Annotated in this window: 18 protein-coding genes; 12 read left to right on the top strand and 6 right to left on the bottom strand. The window is 69.2% G+C overall.

Annotated features, from left to right (window positions below; translation table 11 throughout):
* The first annotated feature begins 18 nt into the window (after positions 1-18).
* The 12 genes from AC3WQM_RS04045 (at position 19) to AC3WQM_RS03990 (ending at position 12246) form a co-directional block, all read left to right on the top strand.
* The gene (locus AC3WQM_RS04045) at positions 19-1344 is read left to right on the top strand and encodes a GTP cyclohydrolase II (RefSeq protein WP_492677027.1); all 1326 of its coding nucleotides are present in this window, start codon (positions 19-21) and stop codon (positions 1342-1344) included.
* Entirely contained in the window at positions 1341-2744 is a 1404-nt protein-coding gene (locus AC3WQM_RS04040) for a URC4/urg3 family protein (RefSeq protein WP_492677026.1), read from the top strand. Before AC3WQM_RS04045 ends, AC3WQM_RS04040 begins: the two co-directional genes overlap by 4 nt.
* Positions 2745-2794: 50 nt before the next feature.
* On the top strand, positions 2795-3424 hold the full coding sequence (gene upp / locus AC3WQM_RS04035; RefSeq protein WP_307635808.1) for a uracil phosphoribosyltransferase: 630 nt from the start codon (positions 2795-2797) through the stop codon (positions 3422-3424).
* Positions 3425-3614: 190 nt separating this feature from the next.
* Positions 3615-4616, top strand: a complete 1002-nt coding sequence (locus tag AC3WQM_RS04030; RefSeq protein ID WP_492677025.1) for a BMP family protein — start codon at positions 3615-3617, stop codon at positions 4614-4616.
* A gap of 8 nt (positions 4617-4624) precedes the next feature.
* The gene (locus AC3WQM_RS04025) at positions 4625-5575 is read left to right on the top strand and encodes a 5'-methylthioadenosine/S-adenosylhomocysteine nucleosidase (RefSeq protein WP_492677024.1); all 951 of its coding nucleotides are present in this window, start codon (positions 4625-4627) and stop codon (positions 5573-5575) included.
* Positions 5566-6312, top strand: a complete 747-nt coding sequence (locus AC3WQM_RS04020; RefSeq protein ID WP_492677023.1) for an alpha/beta fold hydrolase — start codon at positions 5566-5568, stop codon at positions 6310-6312. The genes AC3WQM_RS04025 and AC3WQM_RS04020 overlap by 10 nt, the downstream gene beginning before the upstream one ends.
* On the top strand, positions 6309-7898 hold the full coding sequence (locus AC3WQM_RS04015; RefSeq protein WP_492677022.1) for an ABC transporter ATP-binding protein: 1590 nt from the start codon (positions 6309-6311) through the stop codon (positions 7896-7898). Before AC3WQM_RS04020 ends, AC3WQM_RS04015 begins: the two co-directional genes overlap by 4 nt.
* A complete protein-coding gene (locus AC3WQM_RS04010) occupies positions 7898-8962 on the top strand; it encodes an ABC transporter permease (RefSeq protein ID WP_492677188.1) in 1065 nt (354 codons plus the stop codon). The genes AC3WQM_RS04015 and AC3WQM_RS04010 overlap by 1 nt, the downstream gene beginning before the upstream one ends.
* Complete coding sequence (locus tag AC3WQM_RS04005; protein WP_062477785.1) at positions 8959-9882, top strand: ABC transporter permease; 924 nt, start codon at positions 8959-8961, stop codon at positions 9880-9882. The genes AC3WQM_RS04010 and AC3WQM_RS04005 overlap by 4 nt, the downstream gene beginning before the upstream one ends.
* Before the next feature lie 7 nt (positions 9883-9889).
* The gene (locus AC3WQM_RS04000) at positions 9890-10354 is read left to right on the top strand and encodes a hypothetical protein (protein ID WP_492677021.1); all 465 of its coding nucleotides are present in this window, start codon (positions 9890-9892) and stop codon (positions 10352-10354) included.
* Between the two features lie 28 nt (positions 10355-10382).
* Entirely contained in the window at positions 10383-11663 is a 1281-nt protein-coding gene (locus AC3WQM_RS03995; RefSeq protein WP_492677020.1) for an amidohydrolase family protein, read from the top strand.
* A gap of 73 nt (positions 11664-11736) precedes the next feature.
* On the top strand, positions 11737-12246 hold the full coding sequence (locus tag AC3WQM_RS03990) for a DinB family protein (protein ID WP_492677019.1): 510 nt from the start codon (positions 11737-11739) through the stop codon (positions 12244-12246).
* 1 nt (position 12247) lies between these two features.
* Here AC3WQM_RS03990 and AC3WQM_RS03985 read toward each other — a convergent pair whose 3' ends face one another.
* From AC3WQM_RS03985 to AC3WQM_RS03960, 6 genes are all read right to left on the bottom strand, one after another.
* Positions 12248-12739, bottom strand: coding sequence for a RidA family protein (locus AC3WQM_RS03985; protein WP_492677018.1), 492 nt, complete (start codon positions 12737-12739; stop codon positions 12248-12250).
* 86 nt (positions 12740-12825) lie between these two features.
* Positions 12826-13146: a non-heme iron oxygenase ferredoxin subunit gene (locus AC3WQM_RS03980; RefSeq protein WP_056580656.1), complete on the bottom strand. Its 321-nt coding sequence runs from the start codon at positions 13144-13146 to the stop codon at positions 12826-12828.
* Between the two features lie 17 nt (positions 13147-13163).
* Positions 13164-14129, bottom strand: coding sequence for a Bug family tripartite tricarboxylate transporter substrate binding protein (locus tag AC3WQM_RS03975; RefSeq protein ID WP_492677017.1), 966 nt, complete (start codon positions 14127-14129; stop codon positions 13164-13166).
* The gene (locus tag AC3WQM_RS03970; RefSeq protein ID WP_492677016.1) at positions 14126-14494 is read right to left on the bottom strand and encodes a chorismate mutase; all 369 of its coding nucleotides are present in this window, start codon (positions 14492-14494) and stop codon (positions 14126-14128) included. Before AC3WQM_RS03970 ends, AC3WQM_RS03975 begins: the two co-directional genes overlap by 4 nt.
* A gap of 9 nt (positions 14495-14503) precedes the next feature.
* Positions 14504-14986: an aromatic-ring-hydroxylating dioxygenase subunit beta gene (locus AC3WQM_RS03965; protein WP_492677015.1), complete on the bottom strand. Its 483-nt coding sequence runs from the start codon at positions 14984-14986 to the stop codon at positions 14504-14506.
* Complete coding sequence (locus AC3WQM_RS03960) at positions 14983-16242, bottom strand: aromatic ring-hydroxylating dioxygenase subunit alpha (protein WP_487846898.1); 1260 nt, start codon at positions 16240-16242, stop codon at positions 14983-14985. The genes AC3WQM_RS03965 and AC3WQM_RS03960 overlap by 4 nt, the downstream gene beginning before the upstream one ends.

The raw sequence follows: 16242 nt of genomic DNA, 5'->3' as shown, positions 1-16242 counted from the left end.
ATTTTTTGAGGGCCTCAAATGTCCGCAGACAGTACCGCGATCCCTTCCGCCTTGCCGACAGCGACTGGCGCGAGCCCGACGCAGACCCCTCCGCTTCATCCCTCGTCCTCGACCGGCCACATCCGCCTGACCTCGCATGCCGGCGGCTTTGGCGCCCTGCCCATCCATTGGAGCGCGGCCACCGCTGTCGAGCGTGGCCCCGTGGTCGGCACGACCACCAAGCGCGCACACCGCAACGTCATCGGCACGCACAGCGGCTCGTACAGCGTGTACCGCGCACTCGCCGTGGCGGCCGGCGCCCTGAAGCGCGAACACAAGGCCGACCTCACCAACACCGCACCCACCGACGTCATCGGCCCCTATCCGCAGTGGAGCGAGCCCGGACGCATCGTCTCGCTCGACCCCTGGGGCGCGCTGGTGGCCGACGTGTTTTCCGCCGAACTCGCGGCCGGCTACGACATCCGCCCGACCATCGCGATCACCAAGGCCCACGTGATCCTGCCCGAGGTGATCGAGGCGCTGCAAAGCGGGCGCCTGAAGGCCGACGGCCATTTCCTCACCACGGGCGGCGCCGCGATGGTGACCAAGGCGGCCATCGAACCCGTGTGGTACCTGCCCGAGGTGGCGCGCCGCTTCGGCTGCTCCGAGACCGACCTGCGCCGCACGCTCTTCGAGGAAACCGGCGGCATGTACCCCGAACTCGTCACGCGCTCCGACCTCGAGGTGTTCCTGCCGCCCATCGGCGGGCAGACGCTCTACATCTTCGGCAACCCGCGCGACCTGGCCAACCCCGACGTGGAGCTCACCGCGCGCATCCACGACGAGTGCAACGGCTCCGACGTGTTCGGCTCCGACATCTGCACCTGCCGCCCCTACCTCACACACGCGATCGAAGAATGCATCCAGGGCGCGCAGCGCGGCGGCGTGGGGCTCATCGCCTACTCGCGCAAGGAAGGCCGCGCGCTCGGCGAGGTGACCAAGTTCCTCGTCTACAACGCCCGCAAGCGCCAGGTGGGCGGCGACACGGCCGACCAGTATTTCGCGCGCACCGAGTGCGTGGCCGGCGTGCAGGACATGCGCTTCCAGGAGCTGATGCCCGACGTCTTCCATTGGCTGGGCATCAAGAAAATCCACCGCCTCGTGTCGATGAGCAACATGAAGTTCGACGCCATCACCGGCTCGGGCATCGAGATCGGCGAGCGCGTGAACATTCCCGACGCACTGATCCCGGCCGACGCCCGCGTCGAGATGGACGCCAAGATGGCGGCCGGCTACTTCACCCCCGGCCCGGTGCCGGACGCAGAAGAACTGAAAAAGGCCAAGGGCCGGGGATTGAGCGAATGAGCCGCAGCACCGACATCGACCTGCCCGCCGACGGTTCCGGCAGCCTGCGCCCCGGCGGCGCGGGCAATGTCGATCCGTCGATCGAATTCACGCCCGACACCGGCCACCCGGCCGGCGCCGCCAGCCTGCTGCGCACCACCGCCGCCATCCGCCAGCGCGCGGGCGCCCTGCTGGCCCGCGCGCGCCGCGGCGAATCGCAGTGGTTCCGCATCGGCAGCGACGACGCACTCGAAGACGCGGCGCGCACCGTGGCCGAGGTCACGCGCGAGCGCTACCCCTGGGACACCATCCCGTACCACAGCCGCTGGCGCCACTTCGAGGCCGGCGGCGTCGACCGCCGCCTGCAGCTCGACGCGCTGCTCGGCAAGGGCCTCGACGCCCGCCAGCGCGCCCGCGCCCACATCGACCTCACGCTGGTGAGCGTGCTGCTCGACGCCGGTGCCGGCCCGACCTGGCACTACACCGAACCGGCCACCGGCCTGCGCTTCACGCGCTCCGAAGGCCTGGGCGTGGCGTGCTTCCATGCATTCACCAGCGGGCTCTTCTCGTCCGACCCCGACCATCCGCTGCAGGCCGACGCCGCCGGCCTGCGCGGCCTCGTGACCGACCGGCTGGGCGACGCCTTCCAGGTGAGCGAGGTCAACCCCCTGGTCGGCCTCGCGGGCCGCGCCACGCTGCTGCGCCGGCTCGGCGAGGCCATGAACGAACAGCCCGAGACCTTCGGCGACGATGGTCGGCCGGGCCGCCTGTTCGATGCGCTGGTCGGCCCCTTCGGCCCGGCCGCACCGCCCACCGCCGAGATCACCGCGCACCAGATCCTGTCGCTGCTGCTCGACACGCTGTCGCGCATCTGGCCTTCGGCCAACGCCATCGACAGCATCGCGGCCGACGGCAGCGACAACGCGGGCGGCATCGGATCGGGCGACCCGGCTTTTGCGCTGGGCGACTGCTGGCGCCACAGCGCCGTCACCGGCCCCGGGCTCACCAACGGCTGGATGCCGTTCCACAAGCTGTCGCAGTGGCTCACGTACTCCCTGCTCGAGCCTTTCGAATGGGCCGGCGTGAAGGTGCGGCATCTCGACGCGCTCACCGCCCTGCCCGAATACCGCAACGGCGGCCTGCTGATCGACAGCGGCGTGATCGTGCCGCGCGAGGCGGCCTTTCTCACCCGCCGCTGGAAGGCCGGCGACGAGTTCATCGTCGAATGGCGCGCCCTCACCGTGGCGCTGCTCGACGAAATCGCCCCGCGCGTGCGCAAGGTGCTCGACCGCACCGAAGAAGAGCTGCCCCTGGCCTGCGTGCTCGAAGGCGGCACCTGGGCCGCGGGCCGGGTGCTGGCACAGCGTTTGCGAGACGGTGCACCACCGCTGCAGATCGAGAGCGACGGCACCGTCTTCTAGTCTTTTAGACTCTCCTGTTTTCCGCAACGGCACACCAAAAGAAGACTCCAATGAGCAACGTCCACCTCGTCGACCACCCCCTCGTCCAGCACAAGCTCACGCTGATGCGCCGCAAGGACGCCTCCACCAACAGCTTTCGCCGGCTTTTGAACGAAATCAGCATGCTGATGGCCTACGAGGTCACGCGCGACATGCCGATGCAGGACATCGAGGTCGAGACCCCGCTGGAGACCATGCAGGCCAAGGTCATCGACGGCAAGAAGGTGGTGCTGGTGTCGATCCTGCGCGCCGGCACCGGCATCCTGGACGGCATGCTCACGGTGGTGCCGGGCGCGCGCGTCGGCCACATCGGCCTGTACCGCGACCCCAAGACGCTCACGGCCGTCGAGTACTACTTCAAGATGCCCGGCGAGATGGAGAACCGCGACGTGATCGTGGTCGACCCCATGCTCGCCACCGGCAACTCGGCCGTGGCCGCGGTCGAGCGACTGAAGGAACTCAACCCCAAGTCGATCAAGTTCGTCTGCCTGCTGACCTGCCCCGAAGGCGTGGCCACCATGCAGAAGGCGCACCCGGACGTGCCGATCTACACCGCCGCGATCGACCGCGAGCTGGACAGCCACGGCTACATCCTGCCGGGCCTGGGCGACGCCGGCGACCGCATCTTCGGCACGAAATAGGCTCGCCCCCAGGCTTCGCGCACTTCGTGTCGCTTCGCCAACCCCCTACCGGGGGCAACACCTGAGGCCCGGCGGAGCCGGTTCCTCGGTGTTTGCTGGAAGGGAGCCTGCCGCAAGCGGCCGGCTCGTTTGGGTTCGGTGGGCACGGGGATTGCAGCGCTTGATTTTTTTACAGACCGAGGAGAAGACCGTGACAGCACGCCGTCAGTTGATCGTTCGTTCCATCGCCGTTGCCGCAGCGCTTGCGGCGGGCGCCCCGGGCCTTGCGCTCGCGCAGGCCAAGCTCAAGGTGGCTGCCGTCTATACGGTGCCGTTCGAGCAGCAATGGGTGGGCCGCATCCACAAGGCGCTGAAGGCGGCCGAGGCGCGTGGGGAGATCGAATACAAGGCCACCGAGAACGTGAGCAATGCCGACTACGAGCGCGTGATGCGCGAGTACGCCACGGGCGGCAACCAGCTGATCCTGGGCGAGGTGTTCGGGGTGGAAGCGGCGGCGCGCAAGGTCGCGAAAGACTTCCCCAAGGTGGCGTTCCTCATGGGCTCGTCGCTGAAGCCGCAGGCGCCCAACTTCTCGGTGTTCGACAACTACATCCAGGAGCCGGCCTACCTCAGCGGCATGGTCGCGGGCGGCATGACCAAGAGCAACCGCATCGGCATGGTCGGCGGTTTCCCGATCCCGGAGGTGAACCGGCTCATGAACGCGTTCATGGCGGGCGCGAAGGAAACGAACCCGAAGGTGGAGTTCAGCGTGAGCTTCATCAACAGCTGGTTCGACCCGCCGAAGGCCAAGGAAGCGGCCTTCGCGATGATCGACAAGGGCGCGGACATCATGTACGCCGAGCGCTTCGGCGTGTCGGACGCGGCCAAGGAAAAGGGCAAGCTCGCCATCGGCAACGTGATCGACACGCAGGCCCAGTACCCCGACACGGTGGTGGCCTCGGCGCTGTGGAACTTCGAGCCCTCGGCCGACCGTGCCATCAAGCTGGTGAAGGAAGGCAAGTTCGCCGCCGAGGACTACGGCGTGTACTCGCACATGAAGCACAAGGGCTCCGAGCTCGCGCCGCTGGGCACCTTCGAGAAGAAGGTGCCGGCCGACGTCGCGGCCAAGGTGAAGGCCAAGCAGGCCGACATCCTGGCCGGCAAGTTCACCGTGAAGGTGGACGACGCACAACCCAAGTCGACGGCCAAGTGAAAAAGCCGATGACGACGGTCCGCTGGCGTTCCCTCCTCGCGGCCGGCGTGCTGGCCGTGGGCCTGTCGGGCTGCGTCGGCGTCTACAAGGGCACCGGCGCCAGCATCAACAGCAGCACGCGGCTGGACGACACGCCGCGCCTGGCCGTGATCTCGGCCTTCGAGCCCGAGCTGAAGCTGCTGCTCACGCGCCTGCAAGGTCCGAACAAGCACAGCGTGAACGGCGTCGAGTTCACCACCGGCACGCTCGAAGGCAAGCCTGTGGTGCTGTTCCTCTCGGGCATCAGCATGACGAACGCGACCATGAACACGCAGCTCGTGCTCAACCGCTTTCGCATCACCGGCATCGTGTTCAGCGGCATCGCGGGTGGCGTGAACCCGTCGCTGCACGTGGGCGACGTGACGGTGCCGGCCCAGTGGGGCCAGTACCTCGAGGTGCTCATGGCGCGCGAAACCGCGCCCGGCACGTACAGCGCACCGCCCTTCATCACCGACGCCACGCTGCCCAACTTCGGCATGAACTTCCCGCGCCCGGTCGAGGTGCGCTCGGCCGCCAGGCCGGGCATCGAGCGCAAGTTCTGGTTCGCGGCCGATCCGAAGATGCTCGAGGTGGCGCGCAGCATCCGCAACGTCGAGCTGGCGAACTGCGGCGCCGGCAAGTGCCTGCCGCGCAAGCCGCAGCTGGTGGTGGGCGGCAACGGCGTCTCGGGCCAGGCCTTCATGGACAACAAGGCCTACCGCGAATACACCTACAAGACCTTCCAGGCCAACGTGCTCGACATGGAAACCGCCGCCGTGGGCATGGTCGCCTACAGCAACGGCGTGCCCTACATCGCCTTCCGCTCGCTCAGCGACCTCGCGGGCGGCGGCGACGGCGAGAACGAGATGGGCACCTTCATGAGCATCGCGGCCGACAACTCGGCCAAGGTCATGCTGGCCTTCCTGGCCGCGTGGAAGTGACGGTGGCGCCCGGGCGCCTGCCTCGTCTTGTGTTGCTGCCGGGCATGGACGGCACCGGCGATCTCTTCGCGCCATTGGCGCAGGCCCTGGGGCCGCAGGCTGCCATCGACGTCGTGCGCTACCCGGGCCGCGAGGTGCTGGGCTACGACGAACTCGAGCCGCTGGTGCGCGCGCAACTGCCCACTAAGCAGCCCTTCGTGCTGCTCGGCGAATCGTTTTCCGGGCCGCTGGCCATTTCCCTCGCGGCCTCGCGTCCTCCGGGGCTGCGCGGCCTCATCCTGTGCTGCAGCTTCGCGCGCCGGCCCGCGCCCGGCCTGGCGCTGATGCGCGCGGGCCTGCTCGACCTGTCGATGCGCCTGCTGCATTCGAAACTCATGCGCGCGCCGATGCGGCACCTGCTGCTGGGCGGCTCGGCGTCGCCACACCTGTCGGACATGCTCCAGGCTTCGCTGAAGCAGGTGTCGGTCGCGGTCATGACCCACCGCATGAAGGAAGTGCAGCGCGTCGACGTGCGCGACAAGCTGCCGCGGGTCGGCGTGCCCGCGATGTACCTGCAGGCGCTGCAGGACCGCGTGGTGCCGCGCCGCGCGGTGGCCGCCCTCCAGCGCGGGCTGTCGGCGTTGCACCTGGTGCAGCTCGACGGCCCCCACGGCCTGCTGCAGGCCTCGCCCGCTGCCTCCGCGCGGGCCATCGAGAATTTCTGCCGCGACCTGCCGTCGCCACCTGTCTGCCCATGAACCCCACCGTGCTCCGCCTCCAGGGCATCACCAAGCGTTTCGGCCCGCTCGTGGCCAACGACGCCATCTCTCTCGACCTGCAGGCCGGCGAAGTGCTCGCGCTGCTGGGAGAGAACGGCGCCGGCAAGTCGACGCTGATGTCCATCCTGTTCGGCCACTACGTCGCCGACGAAGGCCGCATCGAAGTCTTCGGCTCGCCCCTGCCGCCCGGCAACCCCAAGGCCGCGCTGGCCGCCGGGGTGGGCATGGTGCACCAGCACTTCACGCTGGCCGACAACCTCAGCGTGCTCGACAACGTGACGATGGGCACCGAGCCGCTGTGGCGCCCGGTCTCGCGCCGTGCGGCGGCCCGTGCGCGGTTGCTCGAGGTGGCCCAGCGCTTCGGCCTGCCGGTGCAGCCCGACGCGACCATCGGCAGCCTGTCGGTGGGCGAGCGCCAGCGCGTGGAAATTCTCAAGGCGCTGTACCGCGGCGCGCGCATCCTGATCCTCGACGAGCCGACGGCCGTGCTCACGCCGCAGGAGAGCGAGGCGCTGTTCGCCACGCTCGCGCAGATGGTGGCGCAGGGCCTGTCGGTGATCTTCATCAGCCACAAGCTCGGCGAGGTGCTGCGCGTGTCGCAACGCATCGCGGTGCTGCGCGGCGGCAAGCTGGTCGCCGAGGCGCGCACGGCCGACACCACGCAGGCACAGCTCGCGCTGTGGATGGTCGGCCACGCGGTCGAGGCGCCGCAGCGCCGGCCCGCCAAGTCGGTGGGCGACGCAGTCTGCGTGCTCGACCACGTGAGCACCGCATCGACCAAAGACGGCGGGCAGGACCGCCTGCGCGAGGTGTCGCTCACGCTGCGCGCGGGCGAGATCACCGCCATCGCGGGCGTCTCCGGCAACGGCCAGGTCGCGCTGGCCGAGCTGCTGAGCGGCACGCGCCGCGCCGTCTCCGGCAGCGCGCAGTTCATGGGCCGCGCACTGCCGCCCTCGCCCGCCCGGCTGGTGCAACGCGGCGTGGCGCGCATCCCCGAAGACCGGCACGCGGTCGGCGTGGTCGGCGACCTGCCGGTGTGGGAGAACGCCGTGTCCGAGCGGCTGCGCAGCCCTGTCTTTTCACGCTGGTCGTTCATCGTCCGGCGTGCGGCCGCACGGCTCCATGCCCGGCGCATTGAGAAAGCCTTCGACGTGCGCGGCGCCGGCCTGATGTCGCCGGCCCGCTCGCTCTCGGGCGGCAACATGCAAAAACTGATCCTGGGGCGGGCGCTGCTGGCGCCCGAGCAAGTGGAACAAGACACCGACAACAAGAAATACCCGAACCGCGCGCCGCGCCTCATCGTCGCGCACCAGCCGACCTGGGGCCTGGACATCGGCGCCGTCGCCTACGTGCAGCAGCAGCTCATTGCCGCGCGCGATGCCGGCGCGGCGGTACTGGTGATTTCGGACGACCTCGACGAAGTGCTCGCACTCGGCGACCGCGTGGCCGTGATGCACGGCGGCCACCTCGGCCAAGCGCGCCCGGCCGCGGCCTGGACACGCGAGGCCATCGGCCTGGCGATGGCCGGCGCCACCGCGCCGCAACGCCCGGGAGCCGCCGCATGATGCGCCTCGAACGACGCCACGAAAGCTCGCGCGCCGCGCTGGTGCTGGCCCCCATCGGCGCGGTCGTGTTCACGCTGCTGGTGAGCGCGCTGCTCGTGCGCTGGGCCGGCGCGCCGGTCGGGCGCACCTACGCGCTGCTGCTGCAGGGCGGCTTCGGCTCGGTGTTCGCATGGAGCGAGACGCTGACGCGGGCCATTCCGCTCATCCTCACCGGCCTGGCCGCCACGGTCGCGTTCAAGGCGCGGCTCTTCAACATCGGCGCCGAGGGGCAGCTGTTCGCGGGCGCGCTGGCCGCCGTGGCTGTGGGCGGCATGCATGGCGGCACCGGCTTCGAGTTGTCGCCGTGGGTGCTATTCCCGCTGATGATGCTGGCCGCTGCGGTGGCCGGCGCGCTGATGCTGCTGGGCCCGGCGCTCATGAAGAACAAGCTCGGCGTCGACGAAGTGGTCACCACACTGCTCATCAATTTCATCGTGCTGCTCGGCGTGTCGGCGCTGCTCGACGGGCCGATGAAAGACCCGACGGCGATGGGCTGGCCGCAGAGCGTGTCGCTGCAGTCCGACCTCGAACTGGGCAAGCTCATCGCGCAGACGCGCGTGCACACCGGGTTGCTGTGGGCCGTGTCGCTCGCGGTGATCGTGTGGGCGATCTTCAAGTACACGGTGCTGGGCTTCGACATCCGCGCGGTGGGCGCCAATGCACGCGCCGCCGCCTTCGCCGGCGTGCCGGTGACGCGCACCGTGGTCATGGTGGCGCTGCTCTCGGGCGCGCTGGCCGGGCTGGCCGGCGCCATCGAGGTGGCGGGCCGCACCAGCTACGTCACGCTGGACATGTCGCCGGGCTACGGCTACACGGGCATCGTGATCGCGATGCTCGCCGGGCTGCACCCGCTGGGCGTGATCGCCGCCGGCGTGTTCGTGGCCGGCGTGCTGGTCGGCGCCGACACCATGAGCCGCGCCGTGGGCGTGCCGACTTACATCGCCGACGTGATCGTCGCAGCCTCGCTGATCGCGGTGCTGGTGGCCACGCTGCTCACGCAGTACCGCGTGCGGGTGAAGAAATGACCGACCTGCTCGACATTCTTTCCAACCCCGCCTTCTGGGTCGCGGTGCTGCGCATCGCCACGCCGCTCATCCTGGGCACGCTGGGCGTGCTGCTGTGCGAACGCGCGGGCGTGCTCAACCTCGGCATCGAGGGGATCATGGTCGCGGGCGCCTTCACCGGCTGGCTCGCGGTGTATGCCGGCGCGCCGCTGTGGGCCGGCGTCGGCGTGGCCGCGCTCACGGGCATGGTGTTCGGATTGCTGCACGCCTTCCTGACCGTCGGGCTCGCGCTGTCGCAGCACGTCTCGGGGCTGGGCATCACGCTCTTGGCCACGGCGCTGAGCTACTTCGGCTACCGCGTGAGCTTTCCGAAGGTGAACACGCCGCCGACCATCACGCCCTTCGCGCCGATGGACTGGCTGCCCGTGCCCATCCTCGGCGCGCAGACCGCGCTCACGCTGTTCGCGCTGCTGCTGGTGCCGGCGGTGGCCTGGGTGCTGTACCGCACGCCGCTCGGCCTGGCGCTGCGCATGGTGGGCGAGAACCCGCAAGCGGCCGAGAGCCAGGGCGTGTCGGTCGCGGCCACGCGCACCGGCGCCATCGTGGCGGGCTCGGCGCTGATGGGCGTGGCCGGCGCGTTCCTCACGCTGTCGGCCTTCAACGCCTTCTTCTTCAACATGGTGAACGGCCGCGGCTGGATCTGCGTGGCGCTGGTGGTGTTCGCCTCGTGGCGGCCCGGCAAGGCCCTGCTCGGCGCGTTGCTGTTCGCCTTCTTCGACGCGCTGCAGCTGCGGCTGCAACAATCGGGCGATGCCGTGCTGCCTTACCAGCTGTACCTGATGCTGCCCTACCTGCTGTCGATCCTGGCGCTGGTGCTGGTGGCGCGCAAGGCCAGCTACCCGCAGGCGCTGATGAAACCCTACCGCAAGGGAGAACGCTGACATGCCGATGACGCGGCCTCGCCTTTGTCGCCTGCTGGCCACCGCGCTGCTCGCCCTGGCCGGCAGCGGCGCCCACGCACTCGGCGCCGACTACGGCGCCGAACGCTTCGCCACCCACGACGCCGTCACCTGGGTGCAGACCTGCGGCACCTGGGGCCCCGACCACCACGGCACCTACCGCGTGATCCACGCCGAAGCCTTCGCGCAGTCGTTCCTCTATGTGCAGTGGATGGCGCGCGGCGAGGCCGACCGCAGCTACAGCCTCTACGCCGTGCACACGATCGCCATCGCTGAGCTCGACAACGACCACGCCGAAATCTCCCTGAGCGAACTCACCTGCCGCGCCACGCCGCGCGGCATCGTGGTGACGGCCAAGGCCGACTCGGGCCACGACGACAAGCTGCGCCGCGTGACCATCGAGGTCGGGCCGGCCGCAGGGCAATACCGCTTCCGCGCGCAGCGCACGCGCTGAACGCTCCTCGAAAAAAGACACCCCACCGATGCTCGACCTCCTCATCACCAACGCCACCCTCCCCGACGGCCGCACCGGCATGTCGGTCGCCGTGCAGGACGGCCGCATCGCCGAGGTCACGCCCGGCCTGGCCGCGCCCGCGCACGAGACGCTCGACGCCCAGGGCCTGCTGCTCACGCCGCATTTCGTCGATCCGCACTTCCACATGGACGCCACGCTGAGCTACGGCCAGCCGCGCGTCAACCAGAGCGGCACGCTGCTCGAAGGCATCGCGCTGTGGGGCGAGCTCAAGCCGCTGCTCACGGCCGACGCGCTCATCGAACGCGCGCTCGCCTACTGCGACTGGGCCGTGGCCAAGGGCCTGCTGGCGATCCGCTCGCACGTGGACACGAGCGACCCCAGCCTGCTCGCGGTCGACGCGCTGCTCGAGGTGAAGCGCCAGGTGGCGCCCTACATCGACCTGCAGCTGGTGGCCTTTCCACAAGACGGCGTGCTGCGCTCGCCGGGCGGCGTCGACAACCTCACGCGCGCGCTCGACAAGGGCGTGGACGTCGTCGGCGGCATACCGCATTTCGAGCGCACCATGGCCGACGGCGCCGCCAGCGTGAAGCTGCTGTGCGAGCTGGCCGCCGAGCGCGGCAAGCTGGTCGACATGCACTGCGACGAGTCGGACGACCCGCTCTCGCGCCACATCGAGACCCTGGCCGCCGAGACGCTGCGCCTGGGCCTGCAAGGCCGCGTGACGGGCTCGCACTGCACCTCGATGCACTCGATGGACAACTACTACGTGAGCAAGCTGCTGCCGCTCATCGCCGAGAGCGGCGTGAGCGTGGTGTCCAACCCGCTCATCAACATCACGCTGCAGGGCCGCCACGACAGCTACCCCAAGCGCCGCGGCATGACGCGCGTGCCCGAGCTGATGGCGGCCGGCGTGAACGTCGCCTTCGGCCACGACTGCGTGATGGACCCGTGGTACGGCATGGGCTCGGGCGACATGCTCGAGGTGGCCCACATGGGCCTGCACGTGGCGCAGATGACCGGCCAAGCCGGCATCCACCAGTGCTTCGAGGCCGTGACCACGCGCGCGGCGCGCGTGATGCACCTGGACGGCTACGGCCTGGAAGCCGGCTGCGACGCCAGCTTCGTGCTGCTTCAGGCGCGCGACCCGGTCGAGGCCATCCGCCTGCGCGCGACGCGGCTCAAGGTGTTCCGCAAGGGCCGGCTGCTGGCCGAGACGCCCGCGGCCACCGCCGCGCTGCACCTGCCGGGGCGCGGCGACCGCACGCGCTGGATGCTCGGCGAGCGCTGATCCTGTTTCGGGTGGACAGGCGCCGCGCCTGCCGCGAACATCCGGGTTCCCCGATGACAAGGACACCCCCGACATGAGCGCCCCACCCCTGCTGCGCACGCTGTTCCAGTACCACGCGTGGGCCAACGACGAGTTGCTGGACCGCATGGCCGGCCTCGACCCCATGCAGCACGCCGACGCCCGGCATGCCGCGATCCGCGTGGTCAACCATGCCCACGTGGTGAACCGGATCTTCGCGGGCCACCTCACGGGCACGCCGCACGGTTTCACCGACGACAACACGCCCGAAACGCCCACGCTGGCCGACCTGCGCGCGGCCGTGGCCGAGTCCGACCGCTGGTACCTCGCCTACCTGGACACGCTCACGCCGGCGCTGCTGGCCGAGGCGCTGCCCTTCGTGTTCACCGACGGCGACAAGGGCCGCATGACGCGCGAAGAAATGCTGGCCCACGTCGTGACGCACAACGGCTACCACCGGGGCGAAGCCGGCCGGCTGCTCGCGCAATGCGCGGTGCGCCCGCCGCGCGACACGCTGGCGGTGCACCTGCACCGCAGCGAACCCGCGCGCCGCGAACGCTCCTAGGTCAGGCGGCGTGGGTCGTGGCGACCGTCATCTCGACCTCGACCGTCGCATTCTTCGGCAGCGCATAGACGCCGACCGCCGTGCGCACATGCACGCCGGCCTCGCCGAACACGCGGTGCAGCAGGTCGGACGCGGCATCGGCCACCTCGCTTTGCTGCGTGAAGTCGGCCGTGCACTGCACGAACACGCCCACGCGCAGCACCTTCTCGACCGCATCGAGCGAGCCGAGTGCCCGGCGCAGCAACGCGAGGCTGCGCAGCGCGCAGATCTGGGCGCCCTCGCGCGCGGTGTCGAGCGACATGGCATCGCCCACGCGGCCGGTGACGACCACCGTGGTGCCCACGCGCGGCACCTGGCCGCTGAGGTAGACGGTGCGGCCGTCGCGCACCAGTGGCACGTAGTGGCCGCCGGCCAGGATTTCGCCGTCGAAGCTGTGGCCCAGCTCGGCGGCGATCAGGTCGGCGATCTGGTCGCGGCTGTGTGGTTCTGTCATCGGATGTCCAGGAAAACGGGCCTCGATTGTCGCCAACCGGTCGGGCGCGAACAGAGACAGATCGGCCCCGCCGGAGGCAGAACAGTTCAGCCTTCGAACGCCAGGAACACCCGCCCACCCTCGATCTTCACCGGGTAGGTGCGCAGGTCTTCGGTGAGCGGCGCGCACATGGCCTTGCCGCTGCGCACGTCGAAGCGGCCCTGGTGCAGCGGGCATTCGATCTCGTGGCCTTCCAGGAAACCGTCGCACAGCCGCGCATGGCCGTGCGTGCAGATGTTGTCGGTGGCGTGGATGCCGTCGTCGGTGCCGTACAGCGCGATGTCGCGCCCCTGCACCTCGATGCCGACCACGTCGTCGGCGGGAACGTCGTCGACCGCCGCGGCGTCGACCCAGGTCATCGTGCTCATCGTGTGCTCCCTTCGTCTCAATCGGGCTTGAGGCCGGCGCGGTCGATCACCGGCTTCCAGCGGCGCAGTTCCTCGTCCATGAACTTCGACAGGCCTTCGGGCGTGCTGCCCACGGGGTCGAAGTACGCGGTCTGCAGGCGCTTGACTGTGTCGGGGTCTTTCAGCGCGGCCGCAATCTCGCGGCTCATGCGCTGCACCACGTCGTTCGGCGTGCCCTTGGGCGCCATGTAGGCGAACCACGGCACGGCCTGGATGTCGGGCAGGCCCGATTCGCGCAGCGTCGGCAGGTCGGGCAGCAATGCCGAACGCTCGGCCGAGGTGACGGCCAGCGCCTTCAGGCGCCCGGCCTTGGCCTGCGGCATCACCGTGACCGGCGGCAGGCAGGCGTACTGCACGTCGCCCTGCACGATGGCCGTGACGGCCTGGCCCGACGAGGCGTACGGGATGTGCACCGCGAACGACTGCGTCTTCGCCTTGATGAGCTCCACGCCCAGGTGCGAGATCGAGCCGTTGCCGGTCGAGGCGAAGTTGAACTTGCCGGGGTTCTTCTTCATCGCCGCCAGCCAGCCCTTGACCGAATCGACGCCCATCGAGTTGGAGACCGCGCAGACGTTCGGCGTGGTCGCGGCCAGCGACACGGGCACGAGGTCCTTGAACGGGTCGTACGGCAGGTTCTTGTAGAGGATGGTGTTGTAGACCAGCGGCGCATTCACCGACAGCAGGAAGGTATAGCCGTCGGGCTGCACCTTCGAGACCGCGTCGGTGCCGCTGTTGCCGCCCGCGCCGGGCTTGTTCTCGACGATGAGCGGCTGGCCGATGCGCGCCGCGAGCTTGTCGTTGACGATGCGCGCCAGGATGTCGGGCGACGAGCCCGCCGCGAACGGCACGACGATGCGCACGGGGCGCTGTGGCCAGTCTTGTGCATGGGCGGCCGCGGCCAGGGCCACGGCGGTGAAGGCGACGAAGAGGCGTGCGCGCGTCATGGCTGCCCCTCCACGTCGACCATGCCCAAGTGGTCCTGCTGCTCGCGCGCGATGAAGCCCGCGATGAGCGCGCGGTAGGCGGCCTCGACCACCTCCGGGTAGGCGCCCTCCTTCTCGGCGAGCGCCTTCACCTTGTCGATCACTTCCTGCTGGCGCTGCGGCGCCGACACCTGGAAGGCGTCGCGCTTGAAGCGCGCGGCGTCCTTCACGTAGCGGCCGCGCTCGGCCAGCAGTGCGACGATCTGGCGGTCGAGCCGGTCGATGTTCTCGCGCACCTGCGCGAGGTTGGCGCACAGCGGCACGTAGGCCGGGTCGGTGAAGCGGCGCAACGGCGCACCGTGGGTCTCTGGTTCTTTTTCTGGCATGGCTCTATTTCAGATGGGATAGATGATGGAGTTCGGGATCATTTCGCTGTCGAACACACACAGGCGCGACGCGAACTTCAGGCCCTCGGGGGTCTGCACGACCTTGTCGATGTAGCGCCCGACATTGAACACGGTCGAGGGCCCGTCGAGCTTGGTGCGGAACACCGCGTAGTTGGCTTCGCTGTGAATGGTGCCGTCGGCATCGACGCGGTGCACCAGCGGCAGGCCCACCACGTGGCGCTGGTAGTACGGGTCGTGGAACAGCGTCTCCTTGATGCCGTAGACGCGGTCCTCGAGCATGCCCCGGCTTTCGAACGAGAGCGTGGCCAGCGGCAGGCCGCGTTCGTGGTTCTCGCGCGGCTGCAGGCGGTAGCTGCACTGCTCGGTGAAGAACGCGGGCCACAGGTTCCAGTCGCCCGAATCGACGGCGTGCGCGTACGCCGCATACAGGCGCGACAGGTCGAGGTAGGTGGCGGTGTCGAGCGTGCTCATGCGGCCTCCATCACTTCGCGCCAGTAGCGGTACATGCCGCGGATCAGCGTCTCGGTCACCATGTGGTCGGTGTTTTCGACCTCGCGCCCGCCGAGCTCGGCCAGCGTGCGGTGGTAGGGCTTCTGCTCGAAGCCTTCCTGCGAGAACTCGATCACCTCGCCGTCGTCGGCCGACACGAAGCCCGCCGGCCCGAACAGGTTGGCCTGGCGCAGGCGGCGCTGCGTCATCTCGGGCGTGTCGTCCTCGAAGCCGAAATGCGTCCACACGAAATCGAAGGCGTCGTGGCCCACGGGCTGGATGTGGCGCGTCGACACGCTGTTGACCTGCTGCTGCAGGATGAGGCTGGGGAACAGCGTCATCATCACCGCCGTCGGCCCGCCCCACCAGGGCTCGGGCACGATGTCCAGAAAGCGCGGGTCTTTCAGCTGCATGCTTTCCTTGAAGCTCGACACCTGCGTCACCTGCGCGGCCTTGCCGGCGCTGCCGCGCGTGGAGATCATGGCGGCGTGACGGCCGCGCGCGTCCATCTTCAGCTCCGACTTGTTGTCGGCGCGCCAGAGCCCGAAGGTCACGAACCAGGTGTGCAGCAGGCCGGGGTGGTACGGGTCCTTGATGTTCTCCTGCATGAGCTTCCAGTTGCCCGGAATGCGCTGGCGGCTGTAGCCCAGGATGGTGAGCTTGCGGCCGTCGAACAGGCGGTCGAAGTAATGCAGGATGTCGGGGCCGAGAAAGTCCTCGAACGATTCGATGTCGTGGTCGAACGACGCAAACACCACGCCGCCGCGCGAGGCGACCTTGAGCTTGTTCAGGCCGTGGTCTTCGGTCTTGAAATCGGCTGGCATGCCGCCGTGGACCTTGCCGTCCTGCTTCACGCCGCGGCGAAACGGCACGCCCTGCAGGTCGCCCTTCAGCGTGTAGTTCCACTGGTGGTAGGGGCAGACGAACTCCTTCTTGTTGCCATGGCGCTCGCGGCAGAACTGCATGCCGCGGTGGGCGCAGACGTTCTCGAACACGTGGATGGCGCCTTCTTCGTCGCGCGACAGGATGACCGAGCGCTCGCCGATGGCGGTGCGCTTGAAGTCGCCCGGGTTCGGGATCTCGGCTTCGAGGCCGACATAGCACCAGTGCTTGTCGTAGAAGAAGCGCTGCAGCTCCTTCTTGTGCAGCGCCTCGTCGGTGTAGGCCATGAAGGGAATGCGGCTGGTCTTTTCGCTCTCCCAGTGCAGTTCGATGGGGAAGACGGCTGGCGTGGTCAT

It is taken from the genome of Variovorax sp. FW301-JW7, assembly GCF_058788795.1.
This window is presented reverse-complemented; position numbering and strand designations above follow the sequence as displayed.

Coding starts and splice junctions, on each gene's coding strand:
- AC3WQM_RS03985 (WP_492677018.1), bottom strand. CDS start 12,739: ATGACAGAACCACACAGCCGCGACCAGATCGCCGACCTGATCGCCGCC.
- AC3WQM_RS04000 (WP_492677021.1), top strand. CDS start 9,890: ATGACGCGGCCTCGCCTTTGTCGCCTGCTGGCCACCGCGCTGCTCGCC.
- AC3WQM_RS03990 (WP_492677019.1), top strand. CDS start 11,737: ATGAGCGCCCCACCCCTGCTGCGCACGCTGTTCCAGTACCACGCGTGG.
- AC3WQM_RS03965 (WP_492677015.1), bottom strand. CDS start 14,986: ATGAGCACGCTCGACACCGCCACCTACCTCGACCTGTCGCGCCTGTAT.
- AC3WQM_RS03970 (WP_492677016.1), bottom strand. CDS start 14,494: ATGCCAGAAAAAGAACCAGAGACCCACGGTGCGCCGTTGCGCCGCTTC.
- AC3WQM_RS03980 (WP_056580656.1), bottom strand. CDS start 13,146: ATGAGCACGATGACCTGGGTCGACGCCGCGGCGGTCGACGACGTTCCC.
- AC3WQM_RS04005 (WP_062477785.1), top strand. CDS start 8,959: ATGACCGACCTGCTCGACATTCTTTCCAACCCCGCCTTCTGGGTCGCG.
- AC3WQM_RS04015 (WP_492677022.1), top strand. CDS start 6,309: ATGAACCCCACCGTGCTCCGCCTCCAGGGCATCACCAAGCGTTTCGGC.
- AC3WQM_RS04010 (WP_492677188.1), top strand. CDS start 7,898: ATGCGCCTCGAACGACGCCACGAAAGCTCGCGCGCCGCGCTGGTGCTG.
- AC3WQM_RS04040 (WP_492677026.1), top strand. CDS start 1,341: ATGAGCCGCAGCACCGACATCGACCTGCCCGCCGACGGTTCCGGCAGC.
- AC3WQM_RS04025 (WP_492677024.1), top strand. CDS start 4,625: ATGACGACGGTCCGCTGGCGTTCCCTCCTCGCGGCCGGCGTGCTGGCC.
- AC3WQM_RS03995 (WP_492677020.1), top strand. CDS start 10,383: ATGCTCGACCTCCTCATCACCAACGCCACCCTCCCCGACGGCCGCACC.
- AC3WQM_RS03975 (WP_492677017.1), bottom strand. CDS start 14,129: ATGACGCGCGCACGCCTCTTCGTCGCCTTCACCGCCGTGGCCCTGGCC.
- AC3WQM_RS04045 (WP_492677027.1), top strand. CDS start 19: ATGTCCGCAGACAGTACCGCGATCCCTTCCGCCTTGCCGACAGCGACT.
- upp (WP_307635808.1), top strand. CDS start 2,795: ATGAGCAACGTCCACCTCGTCGACCACCCCCTCGTCCAGCACAAGCTC.
- AC3WQM_RS03960 (WP_487846898.1), bottom strand. CDS start 16,242: ATGACCACGCCAGCCGTCTTCCCCATCGAACTGCACTGGGAGAGCGAA.